Source organism: Ochrobactrum vermis (genome assembly GCF_002975205.1).
Classification (GTDB): domain Bacteria; phylum Pseudomonadota; class Alphaproteobacteria; order Rhizobiales; family Rhizobiaceae; genus Brucella; species Brucella vermis.
Genome location: NZ_PCOC01000001.1, coordinates 498,898 through 524,201, shown reverse-complemented (window position 1 = coordinate 524,201; position 25,304 = coordinate 498,898). Strand labels below are relative to the sequence as shown.

Genomic DNA, 25,304 nt, shown 5'->3' with positions numbered 1-25,304 from the left:
GGTCAGGCGCTAAATGGCGCAGCAACCGCCTCGCGGCCAAGAGCTGCAAACACCGCGTGCACAATACCTGTCCGGTCGAGACCGGCCTCGGCATACATGGCATCCGGCTTGCCGTGATCCTGATAGGTATCTGGTAACGTCAAAGCCCGCACCTTGAGACCACGATCGAGAAGGCCGTCAGTGGCGAGGAATTGCAGCACATGGGAAGCAAATCCGCCGACAGCGCCCTCTTCCACCATCACCAGCACCTCATGCTCGCGTGCCAGACGGCGGATCAGATCGTGATCGAGCGGCTTGGCAAAGCGCGCATCGGCAACTGTGGCCGAAAGACCGGCAGCTCCCAGTTCATCGGCAGCAGCAAGGCATTCCTGCAAGCGCGTCCCGAAGGACAGCAGAGCGACCTTCGTTCCCTCGCGCACGATGCGGCCCTTGCCGATTTCGAGCAATTGACCGCGTTCCGGCAGGTCCACACCGACACCGTCACCACGCGGATAGCGGAAAGAAATCGGGCCTTCATCATATTCAGCGGCGGTGCGCACCATATGGCGCAGCTCAGCCTCATCCGAAGCAGCCATCACCACGAAACCGGGGAGAGCGGCGAGAAAGCCTGTGTCGAACGAACCTGCATGGGTCGGGCCATCGGCTCCAACGAGTCCGGCGCGATCGATGGGAAAGCGCACCGGCAGATTCTGTATCGATACGTCATGCACGACCTGATCGTAACCACGCTGCAGAAAGGTCGAATAAATGGCGCAGAAAGGCTTGAAGCCCTCGCTCGCAAGACCGGCAGCGAAAGTCACCGCGTGTTGTTCGGCAATACCGACATCGAATGTACGTTGCGGAAACACTTCGCCAAAGAGGTCAAGTCCCGTACCCGACGGCATGGCAGCGGTGATCGCCACGATCTTGTCGTCATGGCGGGCTTCCTCGATCAGGCTGGTGCCGAAAATCTTGGTGTAGCTCGGCGCATTTGCAGGCGGCTTCGACTGCTTGCCGGTAATGACGTCGAATTTGTTGACGCCGTGATACTTATCGGCAGCAGCTTCCGCAGGCGCATAGCCCTTGCCCTTCTGCGTCACCACATGAATGAGCACCGGGCCTTCCTGCGTATCGCGCACATTTTTCAGGATCGGCAGCAGATGGTCCAGATTATGACCGTCGATGGGACCGACATAATAGAAGCCCAACTCCTCGAACAGGGTGCCGCCGGTGAAGAAGGCGCGCGCATATTCTTCCGATTTGCGGGCCTTGTCCTGCAGGAATTTCGGCAGTTTCTTGGCGACCTGTTTCGCAGCTTCGCGGACGCTGCGATAGGTCTTGCCGGAGACGAGACGTGCCAGATAGGCACTCATGGCGCCGGTCGGCGGCGCTATCGACATGTCGTTATCGTTCAGGATGACAACAAGGCGGGCATCGAGCGCCCCGGCATTGTTCATCGCCTCATAGGCCATGCCTGCCGACATCGAACCATCGCCGATAACTGCAATCACATTGCGCTTCTCACCCGAAAGGTCGGAGGCGACTGCCATGCCGAGGCCGGCGGAAATCGATGTCGATGAATGCGCCGCGCCAAAGGGATCGTATTCACTTTCATTGCGCTTGGTGAAACCGGAAAGACCGCCGGTCTGGCGCAATGTGCGGATACGGTCGCGACGTCCGGTCAGAATCTTGTGCGGATAGGCCTGATGGCCAACGTCCCAGATGATGCGGTCATGCGGTGTGTCGAAGACGTGGTGCAATGCCACTGTCAGCTCCACCACACCCAGTCCCGCTCCCAGATGCCCACCGGTGGTCGAAACCACGTCAATCAGCTCTGCACGCAATTCCTGCGCGAGCTGCGGCAAGTCGGATTCCGGCAATGCACGCAGGGCTTCCGGGGTCGGCGCCTTGTCAAGCAATGGGGTCATAGGTCGGGACATTAAAACAACCTGTTTCTGGTTAGGCTTTGTTGTCGGTATAGCAGCAACGCGACGGGATCAAGCAGGGCGGGACATCGTGTCCTATGGCCCAGCCCGTTATCTTCATTCGGGCAAAGGTATGAAGTCCTTCTCGTCACCGGGCACGATATCGAAACGCCCGCTGCGCCATTCCTCCTTGGCCTGCTCTATCCTCTCGCGTGAAGAGGATACAAAATTCCACCATACATAGCGCTTCGAACCAAGTGCCGCGCCGCCAAAAAGCATGATATGTGCGCCTTCCGGCCCGGCCTGCACGATAATATCGTCACCGGGACGAAAAGCCAGCAACCGATCCGGCGGAAACACTTCGCCGCCAATGCCGACATTGCCCTGCAGTGTATAAATAGCGCGTTCTTCGGCCACGGGCGCGATTGGAAAGCGCCCATTCGGCTCTATGCGAATATCCGCATAGAGCGTATCGGCGTGCTGAATCACGGGAGATTTCACCCCAAGCATGGAACCCATGATCAGCCGACCGGAAAAGTCACGATCCTCCATCACCGGCAGGTCCGGCGCATTGGTGTGAAAAAACTCAGGGCTGATTTCTTCCAGCGCATCGGGCAGTGCGAGCCAGGTCTGGATACCGGAAATCGATAATGGCCCGTTGCGTTCCTCTTCCGGAGATCGTTCGGAATGCACAATGCCCCGGCCTGCGGTCATCAGGTTCACGTCACCCGGACGGATAACCATTTCGGTGCCAAGACTGTCTCTGTGGCGGATATGCCCGTCGAACAGATAGGTCACCGTGGAAAGACCGATATGCGGATGCGGACGCACATCCAGTGCATCACCATCCCGCAGAACAGCCGGTCCCATGCGATCGAAGAAGATGAACGGCCCCACCAGACGGCGACGCACTGTCGGCAAGGCCCGCCGCACTTCCAGCCCGCCAATGTCGCTTGTACGCGGAATGACTAGCGTTTCGATGCTATCAACCGAGGTCTTGTCACCAAGAACCGGATCAGGACATGGAAAGAAACTCATGAAATGCAACTCCAGCCGTTGATCTGCGGTGCTTAAATAAGCGATGGCTTCACTTTATCGAAAGTAGCGCCAAAACAAAACCGCACCGACAAGCGGTGCGGTTCGATCACGATGTAAATCCCGTCAGCGTCCCTGCAACAGCTTCGAAAGCGAGCTGGCGTCCGGTACTTGTCCGTTCGCTGTCAGCTTGTCCACCAATCCTGGCAGAACCTGGGATAGCTGATCCAGAAGCTCCTGCTGGTCGATACCGGCATGCTGAGCGACCTCACTCAGCGTTTTCTGGCCGATCGCATCGCCGAGCTGACCCGGCTCGATTGAATGGTTGGAGCCCTGACCGACCCAGGAATCCACCTTGTCGCCAAGGCCAGCCTGTTTCAGTTGATCAAGGAGACCACCAAGTCCTCCGCCAAGAGAGCCCGGAGCGGAGGGAGCCGCAGAGGCATTTCCAGCAGCCGCGCCGCCGAGCAGACCACCGAGCCCGCCAAGGATACCGCCGAGCAGGCCTCCGCCTGCCTGCGACTGATCCGGCACTGGCACAGGCTGCGCCTGCGTGGCTGCCGCATCATCGCTGCCACCCTTCAACATCTTGCCGATCAGCAGGGCGCCGAGCGCAATCAGAACCGGTTTCGCGAGGCTGCCGCCGGGAATCGGCGAATTGCCCGAGTTGTCGTCATAACTTCCCATCACACGATACTCCCTGTTATCCGATGCCAACTGTGCATCCGGTAAGTTAAAGTTAAATAGGTTTCCCAATTTGACAAGCATTATACCTTGCAAATTTTGTAGCAGTGTGAAAATTTCCTAAGTGCGTGATGCAAAAGTGTATTTACGCATCGGGAGATATTAGATGTCTGTTATAAGCTGGATAATACTAGGCTTGATTGCCGGCTTCATCGGCAGCAAGATTGTCAATAAAAGTGGCCAGGGCATGTTTCTGGATATTGCTCTCGGCATTGTCGGCGCCATCGTCGGCGGCGTTATCTCGTCTCAGCTTTTTGGACGCGGCGTCACTGGCGCATTCGATCCGATCAGCCTTGTTATCGCGATCGTCGGCTCAATAATCGTGTTGTGGGTCTACCACGCCATTACCGGCAAGCGTTCCATCGGCTGATATCATATCATGAAATTCAGGCTCCGGCTGGTCCGGAGCCTTTTTAATTCTGTTGTCGAAAGACCGCCATTCGATGAGTTTTCTTGAACCCTATATCGCCGCCTATGGCGCGCTGGCGCTTTTCTTCATCGTGTATTTTGAGTCTTTCGGCGCACCGTTACCGGGCGAAAGCGCCCTCATAGCAAGCTCCTTGCTTGCCCTGCATGGAACGCTGAACATCGAAGCCGTGCTTCTGGCGGTCTTTGTTGGCGCGGTGCTTGGCGATTGCACGGGATATCTGATCGGTCGTTTTGGTGGCCGTCGACTGATCCTGCGATACGGACACCTCGTGAAACTCACGCCGGAACGGCTGGACCAGTTCGAGAAACTTTTCGATACAAAGGGAATTTATGTCGTGGCGACGGCGCGCTTCGTCGTGCTTCTGCGGCAGCTCAACGGTGTCGTTGCGGGTTCAATGAAAATGAACCCGCTGCATTTTCTGGCAGCCAACATGGTTGGCGCTGCGGGATGGACGCTGGTCTGGGGACTTGGCCCTTACCTGCTGAGCGGGGTTCTGACACCCTATCTCACCCAGCTCAAAACACTATTCTAACCAGAATGATTCTGGCCAGAATTACTCTGGATCAAGCGGTTCGGTACCGACCGGCTGGCCATCGCGACCGATACGGATTTTCTCGACCTTGTCCTCAGCAGATTTCAGAAGCGTGTCGCAATGCTTCTTCAAGGCTTCGCCGCGCTCATAGATGCGGATGGATTCCTCCAGCGGTACGTCGCCCCGCTCCAGATCGTCGACGATCTTCTCGAGCTGCTTCAGCGCATCCTCGAAGCTCATCACTGCAATATCGGGGTTGGACGGTTCGGTCACCATGATTCATCCTTTCAACAGCCGCGTAATATGCGTAGACGCGGACTGCGACAAGCCCTCTAGATCATATCCACCTTCAAGCACACTCACTAGCCGGTGATCGCAGAACCTTTCTGCCCGCTCCATGAGTTTGCCCGTCGCCCAGTCAAAATCCGCTTCGTCAAGATTGAGCTCGGCCAGCGGATCGCGAAAATGAGCATCGAAGCCCGCCGAAATAAGGATCAAATCTGGCCGGAAATTGTCCAAAGCCGGCAATACACGACTATTAAATGCCTCGCGGAATTCACGACTTCCCGTATCGGGGGAAAGCGGCGCATTGAAAATGTTGCCGACGCCGGTTTCATCCTTCGCTCCCGTGCCGGGATATAAGGGAAATTGATGCGTCGAACAGAACAGAACGCTTGGATCGTCCTTGAAAATATCCTGCGTCCCGTTTCCGTGATGAACGTCCCAATCCACGATTGCAACGCGTTCTGCGCCATGATGGCGCTGCGCATGGCGGGCGGCAATTGCAATATTGTTGAACAGGCAGAAGCCCATCGCGGTTGAGCGTTCAGCGTGATGACCGGGTGGACGGGCTGCCACGAACACATTATTTGCGGCTCCGGAAAATACATCGTCAACCGCTGCCGTCGCAGCACCGATGGCCGTCAGTGCAGCATCCATGCTTTTAGGACTGACATATGTATCGCCGTCAAGCTTGACCACAGGCGGCGGAGCTTCCTCGTCCGAAGCTGGCTCCGGTATTCCAGCTCTCACCGTCTCTAGATGTTTCTCAGAATGGGCAAGAAGAACTGCCGCCTCGTCGGCACGTGGTGCTTCCACACGATCGAGCCGATAGAAGTCGGGGCCTTCCAGTTCACTCATCAACGCCCGAATACGATCCGGACGCTCGGGATGACCGGGCGGGGTCAGGTGTTCAAGATAGATCGGATGCCAGTAAAGCCGTGTTGTCATTCGTTCACTATAGCATCTCACTAGTGGTCTGATTCTGACATTTGCATCCCTTGGATATAATCCGCTAAGCAAATGTCGAAATCAAAAAGACCACTATTAACTCTATGGATCTAGTGGATTCTTCGAATTTGACGTTTGAAACGAGATTTATATCGGACGGATATCAAACATCAAATTCAATCCACCGGCACATGACCATGACGGCCATGTGCAGGCTTTGTCTGAAACGAAGTTAGAGCGCATCCCGAAAAGTGTGAAACGGTTTTCGGAACAAGATGCGCGCTAAAACAAACAGTTAGAGCGCCGATCTGATTCAATCAGATCGAAACACGCTCTAGATGATTTCAGTGCGGGCGATGCGGATGCCGAAGCCTTCCAGGCCGACATAGTGACGCTCACGCGATGCCAGAAGCACAATCGACGTGATGCCGAGATCCTTCAATATCTGGGCACCGAGGCCGATCTGACGCCATTCTTCCTCGCGGGCAACCGCTTCAGCATGGCTTTCATGGTCGCTCTGGATCACATCGCGAGCACGAGTGTCGTGGTGATCCGCGCGCACGCCGACAGAGCCTTCGCGCAGATAAACCAGAACCCCACGGCCTTCCTTGCCCATCTTTTCCATGATGGCATCGAGATTGCTGCCACCTTTGCCGAAGACATCATTCAGCACATCTTCGCGATGCAGGCGAACCGGCACTTCCTCGCCGTCACGAATATCCCCGAACACCACGGCCACGTGCTGCATCGGCTCCCATGGCAGTTCGTAGGTATAGGCATGGGCTGTGCCCGCGCAGGTGTTTACCGGTGCATCGCCGATACGCTTGACCAGAGTTTCCTTGCGCTGGCGATAGGCGATGAGGTCGGCAACCGTGACCCGGTGCAGCGTGTGCTTTTCGGCAAAGGCCTTCACATCCGGACCGCGCATGACGGAACCGTCATCATTGACCAGCTCGCAGATGACGCCGATGGGCGGCAGGTTCGCGAGCTTGCAGAGATCGACAGCAGCTTCGGTATGGCCGGAACGCATCAATACGCCGCCCTCGCGGGCGACCAGCGGGAAAATATGGCCGGGGCGTACGAAATCCGAGGCACCGGCATTGGGATTGGCCAGATTGCGCACGGTCAGCGTGCGATCTTCTGCCGAAATGCCGGTCGTTGTGCCATGGCGATAGTCAACCGTTACGGTGAATGCCGTGGTGTGGGCGGACTCGTTGTCGGCAACCATGGGCGCTAGGTTGAGGCGCTTGGCTTCATCGCGCGTCATCGGGGTGCAGACGATACCGGACGTATGGCGTACGATGAAGGCCATCTTTTCCGGCGTGCAATGCACGGCAGCAACGATCAGGTCGCCTTCATTCTCGCGCCCGTCATCATCCATGACCACAACGATCTCGCCGCGTTCGAAAGCGCGAAGCGCATCCACGACCTGTTTCTGATTATAGCTCATTTCGACCTCTATATGTCAGGAACCAACGGGCCCAATCGTCGGTCAGATATGGCCAGTCTGGCCGGAAAATATTCAGACGCGGCCTGTTTGACCGCGGTGACGCAGATAATGATCAGCAATCGCGCAGGCAACCATCGCTTCACCGATCGGCACGGCGCGAATACCCACACATGGATCGTGACGGCCCTTGGTCATCACATCCACTTCCTTGCCGTCCTTGTCGATGGAGCGGCGCGGCGTCAGAATCGAAGAGGTCGGCTTGACCGCAAAACGGGCCACCACCGGCGCACCAGTCGCAATGCCACCCAGAATGCCGCCTGCATGGTTGGACAGGAACAGCGGCTTGCCGTCATTACCCATCCGCATTTCGTCGGCGTTCTCCTCGCCTGTCAGGCGCGCAGCCTCGAAACCGTTGCCGATTTCCACACCCTTTACGGCGTTGATCGACATCAGCAGGCTGGCGATGTCCTGATCGAGCTTGCCGTAGATCGGCGCTCCGATACCTGCAGGCACACCCTCGGCCACGATCTCGATGACCGCACCGACCGACGATCCACTCTTGCGAATGCCATCCAGATAGTCAGCGAAAAGCTCAACCGAACCAGCATCGGGTGAGAAGAAAGGATTGTTGTCCACTTCGGACCAGTTCCAGCGGCGGCGGTCGATACCGTGCACGCCCATGGCGACCAGTGCGCCCTTGACTTCCAGCCCCGGCACGATCTTGCGCGCAATGGCGCCTGCTGCTACCCGCGCTGCCGTTTCGCGCGCCGACGAACGTCCACCACCACGATAATCACGAATGCCGTATTTGACGTCATAGGTATAATCGGCATGGCCCGGACGATACTGGCGGGCAATCTCGCCATAATCCTTCGAGCGCTGATCGGTGTTCTCGATCATCATCGAGATCGGCGTGCCGGTCGTCGTCATCGTCACGCCGTCGTCACCGAGAAGAACGCCAGAAAGCACGCGAACCTGGTCCGGCTCGCGGCGCTGTGTCGTATATTTGGACTGGCCGGGCTTGCGCTTGTCGAGATAGGCCTGAATTTCGGCTTCGGTGAACGTGATGCCGGGGGGGCAACCGTCAACAACGCAACCGAGCGCCAGACCGTGGCTTTCGCCCCAGGTGGTTACGCGGAACAGATGACCGAAACTATTGTGAGACATGCGCGACGCCTGAATAAATTGTCCTTGTCCGGAGCAGGTCAAGGAAAGAGCAGCTACTTTACGGGCCGGTTTTATTGAGCTTTTTGACGCCGGTCAAATCAAGCTCCCCGGTGACGTAAAATTTCCTTCTGAAGATCGATTTCCGGCATTTTTTTTGACACATTCAGCACGCTACATTGTGGGTATGCGGCGCTTGGCGCTGAAACTACCAAAGCGCGTTGCGCTTTGAACGAAATATTCTGCATGTCATTATCGGAAAACCGGTTTCCACTTTTCCGCGACATGCTCAAATCGCGACAATCGTGTCGAATCGGTCAGGCGACAACCCAAACCCGAGGCACAACCAAAGGAACGGAAGTCATGCATTATCTGGTCGGACTAATTCTCATCGTGGCGTCGCTTTTCTCGACTGTAGCGATGGCAGACGATGCCGAAGGCAAGATCACCGGTATCAACAAGGACAGCGAAACCATAACACTGGATGACGGCCAGACATACAAGCTTCCCGGCGAGTTCGATTACGGCGCGATCAACAAGGGCATGAAGGTCCTCATCATCTACGATATGGTCGACAGCACGCGCTTCATCACCGATATTCAAGAAGCTCCATAAGCCCGAAGCCTTGTCGCGATAAAGGAATGAGCGGCACATAGGCCGCTCTTTTCATGTGGGCTGCAACCAGCCGCTTCTGACAACACGCGCCCAATCCGCACGACCGTAGCTTTCCGCCATCCGGACCATCCGCGCGGTATCATAGGGAATATTGCGCATCGCCACCTGCCAGCCCATTCCGGTCTGTTCAATGATGGCATAAGATGCATTGGGATTGCCGGTCTGGACAATATGCGGAACCGGGTGATCGTCGTCGTAACCGGGGCAACCCACGCTTCCCGGATTAACCAGCAGCCGCCCATCGCCAAGACGAACGATCCGCGGTGTGTGCGTATGGCCGCAGAGGATAAGAGACGCCGCAATATCTTCGGCTTCAGCCTCGATCTCGTCCCGAGACCGCAGAACCACGTCGCCACTCGCGGCAACTCTTTCGATCCAGTAGGTCGTATCACTCGACGGGGTGCCGTGGCAGATGAATATCCGTCCGTCGTCCAGAGTACGCGATGCAGGCATCGCACGCAGCCATTCGATGTGTCGGTCATCAAGCTGTTCGCGCGCGACCCGATCCGACGGCCCCATATCTCCGACTGGCTTTTCGACAAGCCAGCGGTCATGATTGCCGCGAATGCAGATCATTTCACGTGCCATCAGCATGTCTGCTGTCTCACGCGCTGCCATAGGCCCGCTCAAATGATCGCCGAGATTGATAATCGTCTGGATTTGCAACGCATCGATGTCAGCCAGCACAGCCGCCAGCGCATCGCTGTTGCCGTGAATATCCGATATAACCGCGAAACGTTCGAAGGGCATGACGCCTCCATCGCTGGCAGAATCTAGTTCGTGGTCACTATAGACCGATTTGCGGAATCAAACCCACTCAAGCTTGCCGTTTTCGAACTTCAGTATTTTGTCCTGCGGAATCGAAAGATTGGCGGCGGCGTGACCGTCCATCTCGCCGTAGAGGTAAAACAGGGTGCGGATGCAGCCCCCATGCGTCACGCAGACAGTCGGCCATTCCACAGCTTCCACCCAGCGTCCGATACGGCGTGACAGGCCCATATAGCTTTCAGCGGTTGTGCCCGGCGGAACGAAATTCCATTTATCGCGGGCGCGTGCTTCAAGAAGATCCTCCCGCTCCTTGGCAATATCTTCCATCATGAAGCCTTGCCAGTCGCCGAAATTGACTTCCATCAGCTGCGGATCGGTGCGGTAATCATAGGGGTCCAGCCCCATGCGCAAGCGGATGCGCTCCATCGTCTCGCGTGTGCGGCGCAAAGGGCTTGCAACAAAATCAAAGCCTGCACCATTGCCGATCAGCAACTTCAGCATATCGCCGTTACGGTCTGCCTGGGTGCGCCCACGAGCATTGATATCGATATCGAGCTGTCCCTGGATGCGCTGCGAAACATTCCAGTCCGTCTCGCCGTGACGCGAAAAGTAGATGATTTCCCGAGCCACAGCCCTACCTCTATCTGCCGTCAATCAATGTCTGGATAACTTTCCGCACAGGAAAGGACAAAGAAAAATCCCGAAAAGCCGGTCAACTTTTCGGGATTTTGTATTCGCTTCTTCAGTCTTTCACGACCGAAATATCCGGAGCGTCAACCGCCTTCATGCCGATGACATGATAGCCGCTATCCGCGTGATGGACTTCGCCGGTCACCGAACGGGACAGATCGGAAAGGAAATAGAGGCCGACGTCGCCCACTTCCTCGATGGTCACGGTACGGCGCAGCGGCGCGTTGTACTCGTTCCACTTGAGGATGTAACGGAAGTCGCCGATTCCCGAAGCGGCAAGCGTCTTGATCGGGCCTGCCGAAATCGCATTGACGCGAATATTCTGCGGGCCGAGGTCGACAGCCAGATATTTCACGCTTGCTTCGAGAGCAGCCTTGGCCACGCCCATGACGTTATAGTTCGGCATGACCTTCTCGGCGCCGTAATAGGTCAGCGTCAGGATTGAACCGCCATCGGCCATCAGCTTTTCTGCGCGACGCGAAATCGCCGTCAGCGAATAGACCGAGATCAACATCGTGTTGGTGAAATTGGCTTCCGACGTGTCGACATAACGGCCCGTCAGCTCGTCCTTGTCGGAAAAGCCGATGGCGTGCACGACGAAGTCGAGCTTGCCCCACTTCTTTTCAAGCGTTTCGAAAACAGCATCGATGCTGGCAGCATCAGCCACATCGCAATGTCCGGCAACGAATGCGCCAAGTTCTTCAGCCAGCGGCTCGACCCGCTTCTTCAATGCATCGCCCTGATAGGTGAATGCGAGCTCTGCGCCTGCATCGCGAGCGGCCTTGGCAATACCCCATGCAATGGAGCGGTTGTTGGCGACGCCCAGAATCAATCCACGCTTGCCCTGCAACAAACCTGACTGTGCGGTCATTAGGGGTCCTCATTGAAAACAATTAACTTCTTGCCCTATCGCACAGGCTCGGCTCTGCTTCAAGCAATTGCGGTGAAAAAGCCGGGCATTGTCACTTTACTGCCGCAAAGAGACAACACCCGGCTTCAACCGATTGAATGTGAAGTTAAGCGACTTTGCGCTTTTGCAGGAATTCTTCCAGTTCCTTGTCGCCGCCATCCGGCAGCATGATCCGCACATGCACGTACAGATCGCCGCGTCCGCCAGCCTTCAGCGGAAGGCCTTTTTCTTTCAGGCGCAGCATGCGATCGGAACTCGACCAGGCCGGTATTTTCACTGCAATCCGTCCATCGAGCGTTTCGACTTCTTGCTTGCCGCCAAGAACGGCATCGGCAAGTTCGACCGGCAGGTCTATATGAACATCACGTCCTTCCAGTCGAAACCGCGGATGCGCCTTGAAGTGAATCGTGACCAGCGCATCACCAGCCGTCCCGCCCATCGACGGTTCGCCCTGCCCTTTCAGGCGAATGGTCTGCCCATCTTCGACAAATTTAGGCAGTTTGATCTTCAGGTGCTTGCCATTCGGGAAGATCGCCTCGACCTTGTCCGCACCAGCCGCCTGTTCCAGCGTAATGTCGATTGAAGCCGAAAGGTCGGCTCCCTTGGCCGGGCCACGCTGGCGCGCACCGCCAGCGCGGGCGCCTCCACCAAAAGCACCGCCGAAAAGATCGTTCAGAATATCTTCTGCTCCGCCGAAGCCGCCTTGCTGAGAGCCACCAGGGCCGGAACGAAATTCGAAATGGCCGTTGCCGCCGCCCTGTCGGAAACCAGCAAACGGGTCACCGTGAGCGCCGCCAAAACCTTGTCCGCCGGTGAAACCCTGAAAGGCAGGCTTGCCATCGGCATCGATCTCGCCACGGTCGAATTGACCCCGCTTGTCCTTGTCGCCCAGAATTTCATAGGCCTGGTTCAGTTCGGCGAAGCGCTCCTGCGCCTTCGGATCGTCCTGGTTCTGATCCGGATGGTGCTTTTTGGCCAGTTTGCGAAAAGCCGATTTTATTTCCTCGGGCTTCGCCGTTTTGGCGACGCCCAGCACGCTATAGGGATCGCGCATATAGTTCCTCTTTCAGGAAAATACTGTGAGATACGTAGGATTCGTTGCCCATAATATGCGCATCTGGCCGGAAAAGTTCCAGTCAGGCCAAGCTTTTCTTTTCAGTGTCTGAACCGAAAAGTGACAGGCGACAGCGAAATTGGTGGCTTTGAGCACCGGTAGCGCGCAAAACCGCCATTTGCGGTAAAAGCCTGTTCGAGAATGAAGCGAGCGTTTTCAATAGGCTGATTTTCTGCCTTCTGCCACCGGCATGGCTGCGTCCCCGGCATATGCGGGACGCAGCCATATCGGGCTTCCGGAGCAATTCTTGATAGGGATTATTCCTGAAATGTGTTCGGCAAACACCGCTTAGCGGTGCTTCATATGCATACTCAATGCGTGGGCGGCGGGTCCATTTTAATGCATGCATAGCCGCCATCACGGCACTTCACACATAGGCCCTGGTCACAATGTCGTTCGCAGTCAACCCCGCTCTCATAAGCACACATACCCGATTGCACCGGCCTGCTCATCGCCACTGGAGTTTTTAAGTATCCCTGCAGCGTTACCGGGTTCAGTGCCGGACGGACGGGTGTACCAGATGCGGCATACGCCCCCGTCGCACTCAGCAACGATAGCAGTATTACAAAAACCCTTGGGAACTTCTTCATCGTAGCCTCCTGTTGAACTACTCAACAAGAAGCTCATTTCAGGGCATGCACAATCGCAACTAGTCCATAGCAAGAAAGCATAGGAGACCGGCCCAAAAATAAATTTAATGATTTCAACAGGTTAATTTTCGGCTTTTTACCGTCAGAGCGCCTTTCGGATCAGACACTCAGATGGGAGCGAAAGACGTCACTGTCCATTGACCGCCACGCTGCATGCAGGTTTCGCCGCGATAAATGGAAACACCGTCAAAGGCTTCACGCGAGGTTTCGAACTCGCGGCAAAGCTGATTGTTCTTGCTGTTCTCGGCAATCGTCGTGATCGTGCCCTGGCTGCCCGTTTCGGGGTTGGCCCATGGTACAGGCTTTTTGCCCCATTCCATGAAATTGAGCGCAGAAACAACGTTCTTTATGGCGGATTGGTCGGAAAGCTTGCCTGTATCGGTTTCCACCGGCTGCGGCTGCGTTACTGATCCGGTGATCGTGGAAGAATCGGGAACAGCCTTTTCGATACTCACACCACCCATGGCGCAACCGGCAAGCGAGAAGACGCAGATGCCAATCACAGCCTTGCGCAGGACGTTTGCGCCACAGCTTGGGCTCCAGACATTGTTTTTGTGGCGAACCGTCTCGACAGCCAACACTATTCCCTTAATTTTACACGCTAAAGATGCAGGGATTATGGATGAACTTGAGTTAACAAGCAGTGTGCCGGAAAGGTAAACAAATCGGAATCAGAGCACAACGCCCAACTCCCTACTTTATTCAGCCGTCAAAGGATGTTCCCGGTTTTCTGTGACCGCTGACCGTCTTTCGCGAGAAATCGAAAGGGGTGCATTCACTGTTGCTGTGCGGGTTGCATAGCCGTTTCGGCCTGCCTGCTTTACCTTGTAGAGCGCGAGATCGGCCCGGGCAAAAACGTCGAGGTCACTCGTCTCGCTGCCAGTCTCCTCGCCTGCTATGCCTATGCTGACGGTCATTGCGAGCTTCCGGCCATTGAATACAAGCGGTGCGTCGTTGATTGCCGTAACGATTTCGCGCGCGATCTCTGTCGCTTCCCGCTCGTGCATCTTGGGAAGCAGAACAGAAAATTCGTCGCCCCCAAGGCGTGCCAGCACACCACGTCGATCAAGTATGTCAGCTGCGACATCGGCAAAATGCGCAAGCGCCTGATCGCCGAGCGCATGGCCGTATGTGTCGTTCCATTGCTTGAAATTATCGATATCAATCAGCATCAGGACATAGGACATACCGTCATCGCTGAATGCAAGTTCGGCCCTCGTCAGCCTTTTCATGAAATGGCGGCGGTTCGGAAGTCCGGTCAACTCGTCCGTTTCAGCTACCTTTGCCATATCGCGATGCAGGCGGTTCATTGCCATGACGACAAAACCGAAATTCCATATCACACCGCTATAAATCACACAGACAAGCGCATAACTTTCGATGGTAAAATAGAGCGACTGGTCGAACTCCCCCACCCATGCGGCGATGTTCAGCGACGTCTCGATGGCGTGCCCGATAATACCGAGCACGAACGCCATGATCGCGATCTGGCCACCAAGACCGATACTCTTTTGACGGAACAGATAGAAGACCGTCATCGCCATGGGCACCGACTGCCCCACTGCATAGGCAATGTTGCGTCCCTGCCAGCTCGCATAAAACGCCGCCATGACCGCGAAACTGGCGAGCGATATTCCCATCGCCATCCGCCAGCCGCCTTTTTCGCCGTAAAAATAACGCGTGCCGACCAAGGCAAGGCAGAAGCCATAGATGATGATCGTATTACCGATGACCGCGGGCCAGAACGCGCCTTCATTGCCTTGCAGCGACAGAACGAAGCCTCCGACCAGCATGAGCGCGGTCGAGAGAAGCCAGATCCTCGCAGGCCGGAATTTACGATAAGATAGGGCGACGGCGGTCCAGATTATGCAAACCGTCAGCGAATTTAAGAAGATTACAATATAAAGTGTCAGGAAATCGAGTTTTGGCATGGCCCCTACCTTGATCGGCGCCCTACAAGAAGTTGCCCGCTAAGTAAAGGTGGGTCGGCTCCTGCGACGACGCATCCCGGTAAAGTCGTGGACAAAATGCCGGTTATCGAAGAAGCTCCCTCTCGCCACGCTCCATTGGGGTTTCTTTGGCGGGGATTCCCTTTTGGGATGAACCGCGATTTTCCGACAGGCTGTTGAAATATCCAAGATGACAAACGCAAGCGACGACTTCACCGAATCCGCCCAGCCGTTCAAACTCTTTGCCGACTGGCTGGTCGATGCCAAAGAAAGCGAACCGAACGATCCCAACGCGGTCGCACTGGCAACCGTCGATCCCGATGGCCTGCCCAATGTGCGCATGGTGCTGCTAAAAGATTTCGACGAACAGGGGTTCGTTTTCTACACCAATTATGAAAGCGCCAAGGGCAAAGAAATCCTGTCGGCGGAAAAGGCTGCGATGTGCTTCCATTGGAAGACGCTGCGCCGTCAGGTGCGCGTGCGTGGACCGGTGGAGAAAGTCAGCGACGCTGAAGCCGACGCCTATTACGCTTCTCGCCCGCGCGGCAGCCGCATCGGTGCCTGGGCATCCAAGCAGTCACGCCCGCTGGAAAGCCGTTTCGCGCTGGAAAAGGCTGTTGCAGAGTATACAGCGAAATATGCCATCGGCGATATTCCACGCCCGTCCTACTGGTCGGGCTTCCGCATTCGCCCGGTCTCGATTGAATTCTGGCACGACAGGGCCTTCCGCCTGCATGACAGGGTACTGTTTACACGCCCGGCACCCGACGGCGACTGGAACAAGGAACGGCTCTATCCGTAACCCGCTAACAACAAGGCCACCGTTTCCGGTGGCCTTGTTGTTTACACCAGCGGCTTGACCGCTACCCAGAGGCTTCCGAGAACGAGCCCGAGGAAAATCAGCCAGCCCACAATGTTGTTGGATTTGAACAGTTTCAGGCACTGGTCGGGATCGTCGATATCGAGCACGATGATCTGTCGGTAGAGATGCACGCCCGCAGCGAGCAATCCGGCAAGTGCCGGCATCGGCACCTGTGCCACGGCGAAGGCCCCCGCGAAGAAGCCGATAGCGCCGCCATAGAGGACCATCAACGCCGTCTTGGTGTGTTTGCCGAACAGTCGCGCGGTTGAGCGCACGCCCACCAGCGCATCGTCTTCCTTGTCCTGATGCGCATAGATCGTGTCATAGCCGATCACCCACAGGATCGCACCAATATAGAGAAGCACCGGCGCGAGACTGAGCGAGCCTTCCACGGCAGCCCAGCCCATGAGTGCTCCCCATGAGAAAGCAAGACCAAGCACGAATTGCGGCCAGTTGGTAATGCGCTTCATGAAAGGATACGCGGCGACGATCAGAAGCGAGAAAATGCCAAGGCTGATGGAAAACCAGTTGAACTGCAGCACGACCACCAGACCGACCAGCGCCTGCACGACCAGAAACAGCTTGGCCTGACCGCGCGTCACCTGCCCCGACGGTAGCGGCCTTGAACGCGTGCGATCCACCTTGTCGTCAATATCCTGATCGACAAGATCGTTATAGGTGCAACCGGCACCGCGCATGGCAATGGCGCCGACCAGAAACAAAGCGAGATGCCAGATCGAAGGCATGACAGCCCAGGCGCCGTCTCCCGGTTTGGCACCTGCACCCGCCACGAGTGCTGCCGACCACCAGCACGGCCAGAGCAGGAGCTGCCAGCCGATCGGACGATCCCAGCGCGCAAGCTGCGCATAGGGCCAGAGCCAATGCGGCAACAACTTATAGACCCAATGGCCCGACGGAGCGTCCTTTACGCGCCCTTGCGCATTGCGTGACTGAATCGATCCGTGTAGTTCGGGCTGTGACATGGCGAAATCCTTGATATATGCAGCCATCACTATAACCCCGACGAAGACGGAGCAAGCAATGAGAGTTCTTTTAATCGGTTCTGGCGGTCGTGAACATGCTCTTGCCTGGAAACTGTCCGCTTCTCCGTCATTGACGAAACTCTATTGCGCGCCCGGCAATCCGGGCATTGCAACGGTCGCGGAACTCGTCGACATCGGTGTCGACGACCATCAGGCGCTGATCGCCTTCGCCAAGGACAAGAAGATCGATCTCGTCGTGGTCGGGCCCGAAGCGCCGCTCGTGGCTGGCCTCTCAGACGAAATGCGCGCCGAGGGTATCCGTGTGTTCGGCCCCTCCAAGGCTGCCGCACAGCTTGAGGGATCGAAGGGCTTCACGAAGGATCTCTGTGCACGCTTCGATATTCCGACCGGTGCTTACGGCCGCTTCAACAATGCGCCTAAGGCCAAGGCCTATATCCGCCAGCAAGGCGCGCCCATCGTCGTCAAGGCCGACGGGCTTGCTGCAGGCAAGGGCGTAGTTGTTGCGATGACGCTCGATGAAGCGCTCGACGCCGTGGATGCCTGTTTCGAAGGCGCATTCGGTTCCGCTGGTGCCGAAGTGGTGGTCGAAGAGTTCCTGGACGGCGAAGAAGCAAGCTTCTTCTGCATCTGCGATGGCAAGACAGCCTTGTCGCTCGGTTCAGCGCAGGACCACAAGCGTGTCGGCGACGGCGATACCGGGCCGAATACCGGCGGCATGGGTGCCTATGCTCCGGCTCCCGTCATGACGCCGGAAATCGTCGAACGCACCATGCGCGAACTGATCGAACCCACCATGCGCGGCATGGCTGAAATCGGTGCGCCATTCTCCGGCATCCTGTTCCTCGGCCTGATGATCGGCAAGGACGGCCCGAAGCTCATCGAATACAACACCCGTTTCGGTGACCCGGAATGCCAGGTGCTGATGATGCGCCTCGATAGCGACCTGCTCGCGCTCATCAATGCCGCCGTGGATGGCAAGCTGGATCAGGTTTCGCTCGACTGGAAAGACCAGCCCGCGCTGACGGTGGTGATGGCTGCGGAAGGCTATCCGTCCAATGTGAAGAAGGGCAGCGTCATCCGCGATCTCGACAAGCTCGAAGGGATCGACGGCGTCAAGCTTTTCCACGCGGGAACGGCGGAGAAGGATGGCAACATCGTTGCCAGCGGAGGCCGCGTGCTCAACATCACCGCCATTGCCGATACAGTCGCCGAAGCACAGGCCCGCGCTTATGAAGCCGTGAAGCTCATCGACTGGCCGGAAGGCTTCTACCGCTCCGATATCGGCTGGCGCGCCGTGGAGCGTGAGAAGCAATCCTGATCTGGCCAGTCGGGCTTAGAGCGCGTTTCGATCTGATCGAAGCAGGATCAGAAATCAGTCCGGTGGACTGATTTCCCCGCCTAGGCGTTTCACACTCTTCGGGATGCGCTCCAACAGCCGAGAAATAATTCTCCCCATTCAATATACCTGTCGGTGTTGAGATGAATGGCCGTCGCCCGTGCATGGTCGTACGCCATCCATCACGATGATGTGCATCGAAACGTTGACGTTTACGTAATAAGCCGATAGCTCTTATGTCGGATAGCCGTTTGGCGCCTGCCGGAATGCGATTAGCGCCGATGCAGGATGGGCTTCTGAGGAGGGGCCAACCAACCATATTTGGAGGAAAGATGTATCGCGCGCCGGTTTCTGAAATTTCCCATACGCTGATGAAGGTTGCGGGGCTGGAAAAAGCCCTTGATGACCACCGCTTCCCTGAATTTTCCGCCGATCTTGCCGCTGCCATTCTGGAAGAAGCCGGCAAGTTTGCCTCCGAGCGGATCGAACCTCTGCGCGTCACCGGCGACAAGCATGGCGCCACCGTCAAGGACGGCGTCGTCACAACCGCGCCGGGCTGGAAAGAGCTTTACCGCGACTGGATCGAAGGTGGCTGGAACTCGCTGACCGGCACGCCGGAATATGGCGGCCAGGGCCTGCCCACGATGATGTCGGTGGCAGTGAGCGAAATGTGGAACTCCGGCACGCTGGCCTTTGCCATCGCCCCGACGCTGACCATGGGTGCCGTCGAAGCGGTCGAAAAGCACGCCTCCAAGGAACTGAAGGACATCTATCTCGAAAAGCTCATCAGCGGCGAGTGGATGGGCACGATGAACCTGACCGAACCACACGCCGGCTCCGATCTCGGTGTACTTCGCACGCGTGCGGAACGCGCCGATGACGGCAGCTACCGCATCTTCGGCCAGAAGATTTTCATCACCTATGGCGAGCATGACCTGACCGACAATATCGTGCATCTGGTGCTGGCGCGCCTGCCCGATGCCCCGGCCGGAACAAAGGGCATTTCGCTTTTCCTCGTGCCGAAGTTCCTCGTCAACGATGACGGCTCGCTTGGCCGCAGGAACGATTTGTTCTGCTCCGGCCTCGAACACAAGATGGGCATCCACGCCTCGCCAACCTGCACCATGATTTATGGCGATGGTTTCGTGAAGGGTGAGGAACAGGGCGCTGTCGGCTACCTTATCGGCGAGGAAAATCGCGGTCTGGCCTGCATGTTCACCATGATGAACAATGCTCGTCTTCTGGTCGGCATTCAGGGCGTCGGCGTCGCCGAAGCCGCCTATCAGCAGGCCCTTGCCTATGCCAAGGAACGCAAGCAGGGCCGCGCCATCGGCGCTGCCCCGAAAGACGGCATGAGCCCGATCATTGAACATCCCGATGTGCAGCGCATGTTGCTGACCATGAAGTCGCTGACACAGGTTGCCCGGTCGATCACCTATTCCTGTGCTCATGCCATCGACATGAGCCATGCGACAGACGGCGCAGACCAGCAGTTCTGGTCGGATCGTGCCGGTCTGCTGACCCCGCTTGCCAAGAGCTTTGCAACCGATGCAGGTGTGGATGTCGCTTCGCTCGGTATCCAGATTCACGGCGGCATGGGCTTCATCGAAGAGACAGGTGCTGCGCAATTGCTGCGCGATGCCCGCATCACCCCGATCTATGAAGGCACCAATGGCATTCAGGCCATCGACCTTGTGGCGCGCAAGCTGCCGCTCGGTAATGGCGAACATATCAGGGGCCTCCTCGCAGAACTCGAAGGCGATGCCGACAAGGCTACAGCATCCAATCGTCCGGAACTTGGCGAAACCGGCGTGCGCCTTTCCAAGGCCATCAACGAGGCCCGCGAAGCCACGGACTGGCTGCAAAAGGCGGTCGCAGAAGGGCAGCTTGAAGCCGCACTTGCCGGAGCCACGCCCTATCAGCGGCTTTTGTCGCTTGTTTCCGGCGGCGCTTATCTCGCGCGTGCAGCGCTTGCAGGCGATGATAGCGGACGCGCGGTGCTGAGCCGCTTCTTCGCAGAAAACATGCTTGCCGAAGTATCGTCCCTGAAGGACACCGTCGTCACCGGCGCTGCCAGCCTTGCCGCCGCCAAATCCGCGCTGGAGGCGTGAGCATGAGCGAACATGTCCTGATCGAGCGCAACGGCGCGATCCAGATCATCCGCTTCAACCGTGCAGACAAGAAGAACGCCATCACCCGCGCCATGTATGCCACCATGGCAAAGGCGCTTGCGGACGGCGATGCCGATGAGGCGGTGCGTGTGCATGTGTTTCTTGGGAGTCCGGGTGCATTCTCATCCGGCAACGACATGCAGGATTTCATGGTCGCGGCATCGGGCGGCGATCTCGGCAACGACACCCTGGATTTTCTGTTCGCTCTATCCAGCGCGAAGAAGCCAATCGTTTCCGGCGTCGACGGCCTTGCCATCGGTATCGGCACGACCATCCACCTGCATTGCGATCTGACATTTGCAACGTCGCGCGCCCTGTTCCGCACGCCGTTCGTCGATCTCGGCCTTGTGCCGGAAGCAGCTTCCAGCCTGCTGGCGCCGCCACTGATGGGGCATCAGAAGGCATTTGCCCTGCTGGCGCTCGGTCATGGATTTACCGCTGAAGCCGCGCAGGAAGCCGGGATCGTCTATCAGATCGTTGCCGAGGATACGCTGGAAACGGAAGTGATGAAGGCGGCAGAAGAGATTGCCTCAAAGCCTCCGCAGGCGATGCAGATCGCTCGCGCGCTGATGCGCATGCCAGCTGAAAAAGTTTCCGAACGCATTGCGCGTGAGGCCAAACATTTTGCTGAACGGCTCACCTCGGATGAAGCCCGCGAGGCTGTCATGGCATTTCTCAGCCGAAAAAAATAAACCCGAATGTTGTGAACATTCGGGGGCTTTTTGGAGGTCAGCCAAATCTTGTAACGGGCCACTCTAACAGAGTGGCCTTTTCAATTCTTAAAATCAGTTCCTTGCGATGATTTCCTTGCCCGAGATCACCAGACGGACGCCAAGCGTACCGGTCTTGCGGCGAGCGAGAAAACGCGGACGGCGACGGCGCGGCTCCTGTCCCTGACGACGAGCCTGCGGCTGGCTGGTGCGGACCGCGCCTGTGCTTTCATAAAGCGGGCGGGCAACACCGTCTTCCTCAACCAGCATCATCGGCAGATTGAAGCTTGCGGCCCATGCGCGCCAGTCGGCAGCAACGTCAGTCAGATCATGTGCGACAAGCAAAGGAACGGAAAGCTGCGGATCTTCATGCATCAGCTCCAGCGTCACCGTGATTTCGCCGAGCTCATCTTCCACCGCGCGGGCGGCAACGCCCACAAATGCGTTGGCCGGGAGGGCGATGGACATAGGCAGGCCGCTTGAAGGCAAAACCTGCCGGATCACTGCACCGCGCTCGTTGATGGTAAAGGTAACGTCGGTGCTCCCGTCGTGGGTCGCGTAGCTTACAACCTGCGGAAAATGAAACGGATCGAGCCGCAATTCCCGTCCTGCCCAATCGGGCTTCAGTCCCTTGCTCATCATTTTCGACGCCTCTGTCTCTCTGTTTTTTTATTTTTGAGAGCCGGTTATTCCGACTTCCCTTTGTCGAGCTTTTTGCTCTTCGTTGAGATGGAGAATAGGCGCCGTTTATTACCGATGGGCTTAATGAGTTGGGTTAACTTTTTCCTGCCTTTTCCTTTGGTTAGCAGATTGCAACCAGGTGTAAGAATTCGGAAATTCTTCTGAAGAAGCGTTTACTAAAACAAACGGGCGGTTAATACCGCCCGTCTTGCTTCCTGGAATAGCGCTATTTTTACAGAACCTTGTCGGGGTTCATGATGCCCGCCGGATCGAAAGCCGATTTGATGCGACGCATCAGATCGAGCGCGACATCCTGCTTGAAGAAGGCCAGTTCTTCGCGCTTGAGCTGACCGATGCCGTGTTCCGCCGAGATCGAACCCGTATAGCTCGCGACGATTGTGTGAATACGGTGATTCAGTTCGTGCCAACCTGCAAGGAAGGTTTCCTTGTCGGCGCCGACCGGCTGTGAAACGTTGTAATGCAGGTTGCCGTCGCCGATATGGCCGAAGCAGACGACACGCGCGCCGGGGATCATTTCAAGCGTCGCGGCATTGGCTTCATGGATGAAGGCGGGGATGGAAGCAACCGGCACAGAAATATCGTGCTTGATCGAGCCGCCTTCAGGCTTCTGCGCCCAGGACATTTCCTCGCGCATTTTCCAGAAGGACTGTGCCTGCGCCACGCTTTCGGCGATGGCCGCATCCTGAATGATGTCGTTCTCAAAGGCTTCGGTGAGGATCATTTCCAGCGTCGTGCGTGCGTCCTCCTCCGAACGGGACGACGAAATATCGATCAGCACATACCAGTCATGCGGGCTTTCCAACGGGTCGCGCACCCCATCGACGTGACGCACGGTGAATTCCACCCCGACGCGCGGCATCAACTCGAAGCCGGTCAGCGACGGGCCTGCATGTTCCGTTGCAAGCTGGAACAGGCGCAGCACGTCTTCCGGATTGCGCAGGCCCGCATAGGCCACGCCCTTGCCCTTCGGCTGCGGAAAGATTTTCAGCACCGCTGCCGTGATGATTCCAAGCGTGCCTTCCGATCCGACAAAAAGGTCTTTCAGGTCGTAACCGGTATTGTCCTTCTTCACATAGCGCAGATCGTTGAGAATCTCGCCCGTTGGCAGCACGACTTCAAGGCCAAGGCAAAGCTCGCGCATATTGCCATAGGCAAGCACTGCCGTGCCACCAGCGTTGGAACCAAGATTGCCTCCGATCTGGCAGGACCCCTCTGCACCCAGCGAAAGCGGAAACAGGCGTCCCGCTTTTTCAGCAGCTTCCTGAAGGTTCTTCAGGATCACACCTGCTTCAAGCGTTACCAGATTGCCGACCGTATCGAGATTACGGATGCGGTTCATACGGCCCATCGACAGAATGATGGCCGCGCCGCTTTCATCGGGCTGCTGCCCGCCGACGAGACCGGTATTGCCGCCTTGCGGTACCACAGGCGTTTTCGTCTCGCTGGCAAGCTTCATGATGGCTGCGACTTCTTCCGTCGAACCTGGACGAAGAACAAGCGGCGTGCGTCCGTGATAGAGATCGCGCTGCTCGATGAGATAAGCGGCGAGATCTTCCGGCGCGGTCAGCGCATTTTTTTCACCCACGATGGCGGAGAAACGTTCGATCAGAGCGGTATCCAGCATAATCTGTCTCTTGAATTCAGGGGAGGATTAACGCGGGGCAGCCGCGCGTTTAAGACGGTCATTGATGGCCTCACCAAGGCCCTCGAAAGGAATGGGTTCGACGGCGATGGTCGTAGCGCCCGTCGCATCGAGCCTGCGCATGAAATCGAACAGATTGGCCGCTGCCTCGCGCAAGTTGCCATTGACGCTCAGATTCATAATCGTACTGGCACTGTCTGCACCAGCCACGCGCTGCGGGCCAAAGGCAAGCAGGGCCTCGCCCGGCTGCACCGAACCCACGTTGAGCCGCATCGCCGCATCAGGCGCATAATGCGATGCCATCATGCCCGGTGCCTGAATTGCAGAATTATGGTCGGCTCGCACAAGTTTTTCGCCGATGACGGCCTCGATTTCTTCCGCAGCCAGCCCGCCCGGACGGAGCAGATGCACTTTATCGCCGTCAACCTTGACGATGGTGGATTCAACACCAACGCCGCAAGGACCGGCATCGAGGATCAGATCAAGCTTGTCGCCAAGATCCTCTGCAACGGCATGAGCGCTTGTCGGGCTGATGCGGCCCGACGTGTTGGCGCTCGGCGCTGCCACCGGACTGTCGAGTTCCGTGATGATATCGCGCACGCGGCCGAGCGGCATACGGATGGCAAGGGTTTCAAGCCCCGCCGTCACAAGCGGATGAATAGGCCGATAACTGGAACTGTCAGTATCCTGATGGTCTTTCAGCGGCAGCACGATCGTCAGCGGGCCGGGCCAGAACATTTCGGCAAGCTTGCGCGAAAAAGCGTCGAAAGTGACATAGCGTTCGGCCATGGCGATGCCGCTCACATGCGCGATCAGCGGATTAAACTGCGGACGCCCCTTGGCCGCGAAAATACCGGCCACCCCTTCGCCGTTGGAAGCGTCGGCGGCAAGGCCATAGACAGTTTCGGTCGGAATGGCGACGAGACCGCCGCGCCGCAGCACTTCCACCGCGCGCTGGACTGCCTCATCATCGAATTTGACTATATCGGACACTGGTTTTCCGCCTCTCGGGCGTCCCAAGTTAAGCCCGTTCTGCCTACACAAGCTCAAGCCCCGGTGCAAGTGACGTGCAAGCGATGTGCAAGCAAGCTCCGCCCCTATCCCGACACAATCACGGCAATACGATCATGATTGCGCATGAAAAATTGCGTTTTGTTAGGTTTTTCAAGGCATAATGATATTATTCATGCGTGAGGTGAATAATGTTATCGCGATTTATCGCTATTTCGCTGACGGCTATCGGACTGCCCGCAATTGCTTCCGCAAACGGGGGTGAGCGCGCGCCATCGACCTATCAGGTCGGTTCCATAGATTATATTGGCTATGACAAGATCGGCGCCAACGGCCTCCCAGTCTGCGGTCCTTGCGCGCGAAAGCAGGCAGCCGAAACGGACGCACAGAAGGACATCGAGGCCCGCCGCAAGCGTGCCCGTGCTTATATGGCGCGTATGCAGGGCCAGCCGGTTCCGGATGATCTGCTCGAACCCGCCGCTACGCCGGTTGAGAATTTCGACCCCGCCAATCCAGTGCGGGTCGTTGGCGACCCCTGGGCCGGGGCATCAGACGAAATCGATCTTAGTTCTCTCGAACTTAGACCAAGCCTGAAATAAACAAAAATGGCGCCCGAAGGCG

25 protein-coding genes are annotated in these 25,304 nt (G+C 57.1%); 8 read left to right on the top strand and 17 right to left on the bottom strand.

The window, feature by feature from the left end:
• Window positions 1-2: 2 nt before the first annotated feature.
• The 3 genes from dxs to CQZ93_RS02450 form a co-directional block, all read right to left on the bottom strand.
• Window positions 3-1,919 carry a 1-deoxy-D-xylulose-5-phosphate synthase gene (dxs, locus tag CQZ93_RS02460; protein WP_105541177.1) on the bottom strand — a complete coding sequence of 639 codons (1,917 nt, stop codon included), beginning with the start codon at window positions 1,917-1,919 and terminating at the stop codon, window positions 3-5.
• 102 nt (window positions 1,920-2,021) lie between these two features.
• The gene (locus tag CQZ93_RS02455; protein WP_105541176.1) at window positions 2,022-2,942 is read right to left on the bottom strand and encodes a pirin family protein; all 921 of its coding nucleotides are present in this window, start codon (window positions 2,940-2,942) and stop codon (window positions 2,022-2,024) included.
• Window positions 2,943-3,065: 123 nt separating this feature from the next.
• A complete protein-coding gene (locus tag CQZ93_RS02450; protein WP_105541175.1) occupies window positions 3,066-3,626 on the bottom strand; it encodes a YidB family protein in 561 nt (186 codons plus the stop codon).
• A 163-nt stretch (window positions 3,627-3,789) separates the two neighbouring features.
• On the opposite strand from CQZ93_RS02450, the gene CQZ93_RS02445 reads away from it, so the two are divergent.
• Both CQZ93_RS02445 and CQZ93_RS02440 read left to right on the top strand, forming a co-directional pair.
• Window positions 3,790-4,053: a GlsB/YeaQ/YmgE family stress response membrane protein gene (locus CQZ93_RS02445; RefSeq protein WP_105541174.1), complete on the top strand. Its 264-nt coding sequence runs from the start codon at window positions 3,790-3,792 to the stop codon at window positions 4,051-4,053.
• 73 nt (window positions 4,054-4,126) lie between these two features.
• Window positions 4,127-4,645 carry a DedA family protein gene (locus CQZ93_RS02440; protein WP_105541173.1) on the top strand — a complete coding sequence of 173 codons (519 nt, stop codon included), beginning with the start codon at window positions 4,127-4,129 and terminating at the stop codon, window positions 4,643-4,645.
• Between the two features lie 21 nt (window positions 4,646-4,666).
• On the opposite strand, the gene CQZ93_RS02435 is transcribed toward CQZ93_RS02440, so the two are convergent.
• The 4 genes from CQZ93_RS02435 to aroC all read right to left on the bottom strand — a co-directional run bounded on the left by CQZ93_RS02435 (window position 4,667) and on the right by aroC (window position 8,492).
• Window positions 4,667-4,921, bottom strand: a complete 255-nt coding sequence (locus tag CQZ93_RS02435; protein ID WP_105541172.1) for an exodeoxyribonuclease VII small subunit — start codon at window positions 4,919-4,921, stop codon at window positions 4,667-4,669.
• A 3-nt stretch (window positions 4,922-4,924) separates the two neighbouring features.
• Complete coding sequence (locus CQZ93_RS02430) at window positions 4,925-5,875, bottom strand: histone deacetylase family protein (RefSeq protein ID WP_105541171.1); 951 nt, start codon at window positions 5,873-5,875, stop codon at window positions 4,925-4,927.
• Between the two features lie 334 nt (window positions 5,876-6,209).
• Window positions 6,210-7,325: a 3,4-dihydroxy-2-butanone-4-phosphate synthase gene (gene ribB / locus CQZ93_RS02425; RefSeq protein WP_105541170.1), complete on the bottom strand. Its 1,116-nt coding sequence runs from the start codon at window positions 7,323-7,325 to the stop codon at window positions 6,210-6,212.
• Between the two features lie 72 nt (window positions 7,326-7,397).
• On the bottom strand, window positions 7,398-8,492 hold the full coding sequence (gene aroC / locus CQZ93_RS02420; RefSeq protein WP_061345114.1) for a chorismate synthase: 1,095 nt from the start codon (window positions 8,490-8,492) through the stop codon (window positions 7,398-7,400).
• Between the two features lie 360 nt (window positions 8,493-8,852).
• Here aroC and CQZ93_RS02415 point away from each other — a divergent pair, with 360 nt between their 5' ends.
• Entirely contained in the window at window positions 8,853-9,104 is a 252-nt protein-coding gene (locus CQZ93_RS02415; RefSeq protein WP_105541169.1) for a DUF1344 domain-containing protein, read from the top strand.
• Between the two features lie 51 nt (window positions 9,105-9,155).
• Here CQZ93_RS02415 and CQZ93_RS02410 read toward each other — a convergent pair whose 3' ends face one another.
• The 6 genes from CQZ93_RS02410 to CQZ93_RS02380 form a co-directional block, all read right to left on the bottom strand.
• Window positions 9,156-9,914: a metallophosphoesterase family protein gene (locus tag CQZ93_RS02410; protein WP_105541168.1), complete on the bottom strand. Its 759-nt coding sequence runs from the start codon at window positions 9,912-9,914 to the stop codon at window positions 9,156-9,158.
• Window positions 9,915-9,971: 57 nt separating this feature from the next.
• Window positions 9,972-10,562 (bottom strand): histidine phosphatase family protein, encoded by a 591-nt coding sequence (locus tag CQZ93_RS02405; protein ID WP_105541167.1) that lies wholly within the window; start codon window positions 10,560-10,562, stop codon window positions 9,972-9,974.
• 112 nt (window positions 10,563-10,674) lie between these two features.
• A complete protein-coding gene (gene fabI, locus CQZ93_RS02400; protein ID WP_006466187.1) occupies window positions 10,675-11,493 on the bottom strand; it encodes an enoyl-ACP reductase FabI in 819 nt (272 codons plus the stop codon).
• Between the two features lie 145 nt (window positions 11,494-11,638).
• Window positions 11,639-12,586, bottom strand: coding sequence for a DnaJ C-terminal domain-containing protein (locus tag CQZ93_RS02390; RefSeq protein ID WP_105541165.1), 948 nt, complete (start codon window positions 12,584-12,586; stop codon window positions 11,639-11,641).
• 817 nt (window positions 12,587-13,403) lie between these two features.
• Window positions 13,404-13,874: an RT0821/Lpp0805 family surface protein gene (locus tag CQZ93_RS02385; RefSeq protein ID WP_105541164.1), complete on the bottom strand. Its 471-nt coding sequence runs from the start codon at window positions 13,872-13,874 to the stop codon at window positions 13,404-13,406.
• 120 nt (window positions 13,875-13,994) lie between these two features.
• Window positions 13,995-15,227 carry a GGDEF domain-containing protein gene (locus CQZ93_RS02380; protein WP_105541163.1) on the bottom strand — a complete coding sequence of 411 codons (1,233 nt, stop codon included), beginning with the start codon at window positions 15,225-15,227 and terminating at the stop codon, window positions 13,995-13,997.
• A 208-nt stretch (window positions 15,228-15,435) separates the two neighbouring features.
• Between CQZ93_RS02380 and pdxH the strand changes: the two genes are divergently transcribed.
• Window positions 15,436-16,047, top strand: coding sequence for a pyridoxamine 5'-phosphate oxidase (pdxH, locus tag CQZ93_RS02375; protein ID WP_105541162.1), 612 nt, complete (start codon window positions 15,436-15,438; stop codon window positions 16,045-16,047).
• A gap of 41 nt (window positions 16,048-16,088) precedes the next feature.
• On the opposite strand, the gene ubiA is transcribed toward pdxH, so the two are convergent.
• Window positions 16,089-17,090: a 4-hydroxybenzoate octaprenyltransferase gene (gene ubiA, locus CQZ93_RS02370; RefSeq protein ID WP_105543146.1), complete on the bottom strand. Its 1,002-nt coding sequence runs from the start codon at window positions 17,088-17,090 to the stop codon at window positions 16,089-16,091.
• A 58-nt stretch (window positions 17,091-17,148) separates the two neighbouring features.
• On the opposite strand from ubiA, the gene purD reads away from it, so the two are divergent.
• From purD to CQZ93_RS02355, 3 genes are all read left to right on the top strand, one after another.
• Window positions 17,149-18,429, top strand: a complete 1,281-nt coding sequence (purD, locus tag CQZ93_RS02365; protein ID WP_105541161.1) for a phosphoribosylamine--glycine ligase — start codon at window positions 17,149-17,151, stop codon at window positions 18,427-18,429.
• A gap of 350 nt (window positions 18,430-18,779) precedes the next feature.
• Window positions 18,780-20,558: an acyl-CoA dehydrogenase family protein gene (locus CQZ93_RS02360; protein ID WP_105541160.1), complete on the top strand. Its 1,779-nt coding sequence runs from the start codon at window positions 18,780-18,782 to the stop codon at window positions 20,556-20,558.
• A 2-nt stretch (window positions 20,559-20,560) separates the two neighbouring features.
• Window positions 20,561-21,310: a crotonase/enoyl-CoA hydratase family protein gene (locus CQZ93_RS02355; RefSeq protein WP_105541159.1), complete on the top strand. Its 750-nt coding sequence runs from the start codon at window positions 20,561-20,563 to the stop codon at window positions 21,308-21,310.
• 93 nt (window positions 21,311-21,403) lie between these two features.
• On the opposite strand, the gene CQZ93_RS02350 is transcribed toward CQZ93_RS02355, so the two are convergent.
• The 3 genes from CQZ93_RS02350 to CQZ93_RS02335 all read right to left on the bottom strand — a co-directional run bounded on the left by CQZ93_RS02350 (window position 21,404) and on the right by CQZ93_RS02335 (window position 24,665).
• Complete coding sequence (locus CQZ93_RS02350) at window positions 21,404-21,970, bottom strand: DUF6101 family protein (protein WP_105541158.1); 567 nt, start codon at window positions 21,968-21,970, stop codon at window positions 21,404-21,406.
• Between the two features lie 271 nt (window positions 21,971-22,241).
• Complete coding sequence (locus CQZ93_RS02340; protein ID WP_105541157.1) at window positions 22,242-23,654, bottom strand: FAD-binding oxidoreductase; 1,413 nt, start codon at window positions 23,652-23,654, stop codon at window positions 22,242-22,244.
• A gap of 27 nt (window positions 23,655-23,681) precedes the next feature.
• Window positions 23,682-24,665 (bottom strand): L-threonylcarbamoyladenylate synthase, encoded by a 984-nt coding sequence (locus CQZ93_RS02335; RefSeq protein WP_105541156.1) that lies wholly within the window; start codon window positions 24,663-24,665, stop codon window positions 23,682-23,684.
• 209 nt (window positions 24,666-24,874) lie between these two features.
• Here CQZ93_RS02335 and CQZ93_RS02330 point away from each other — a divergent pair, with 209 nt between their 5' ends.
• Window positions 24,875-25,282: a hypothetical protein gene (locus CQZ93_RS02330; RefSeq protein ID WP_105541155.1), complete on the top strand. Its 408-nt coding sequence runs from the start codon at window positions 24,875-24,877 to the stop codon at window positions 25,280-25,282.
• Window positions 25,283-25,304: the final 22 nt, after the last annotated feature.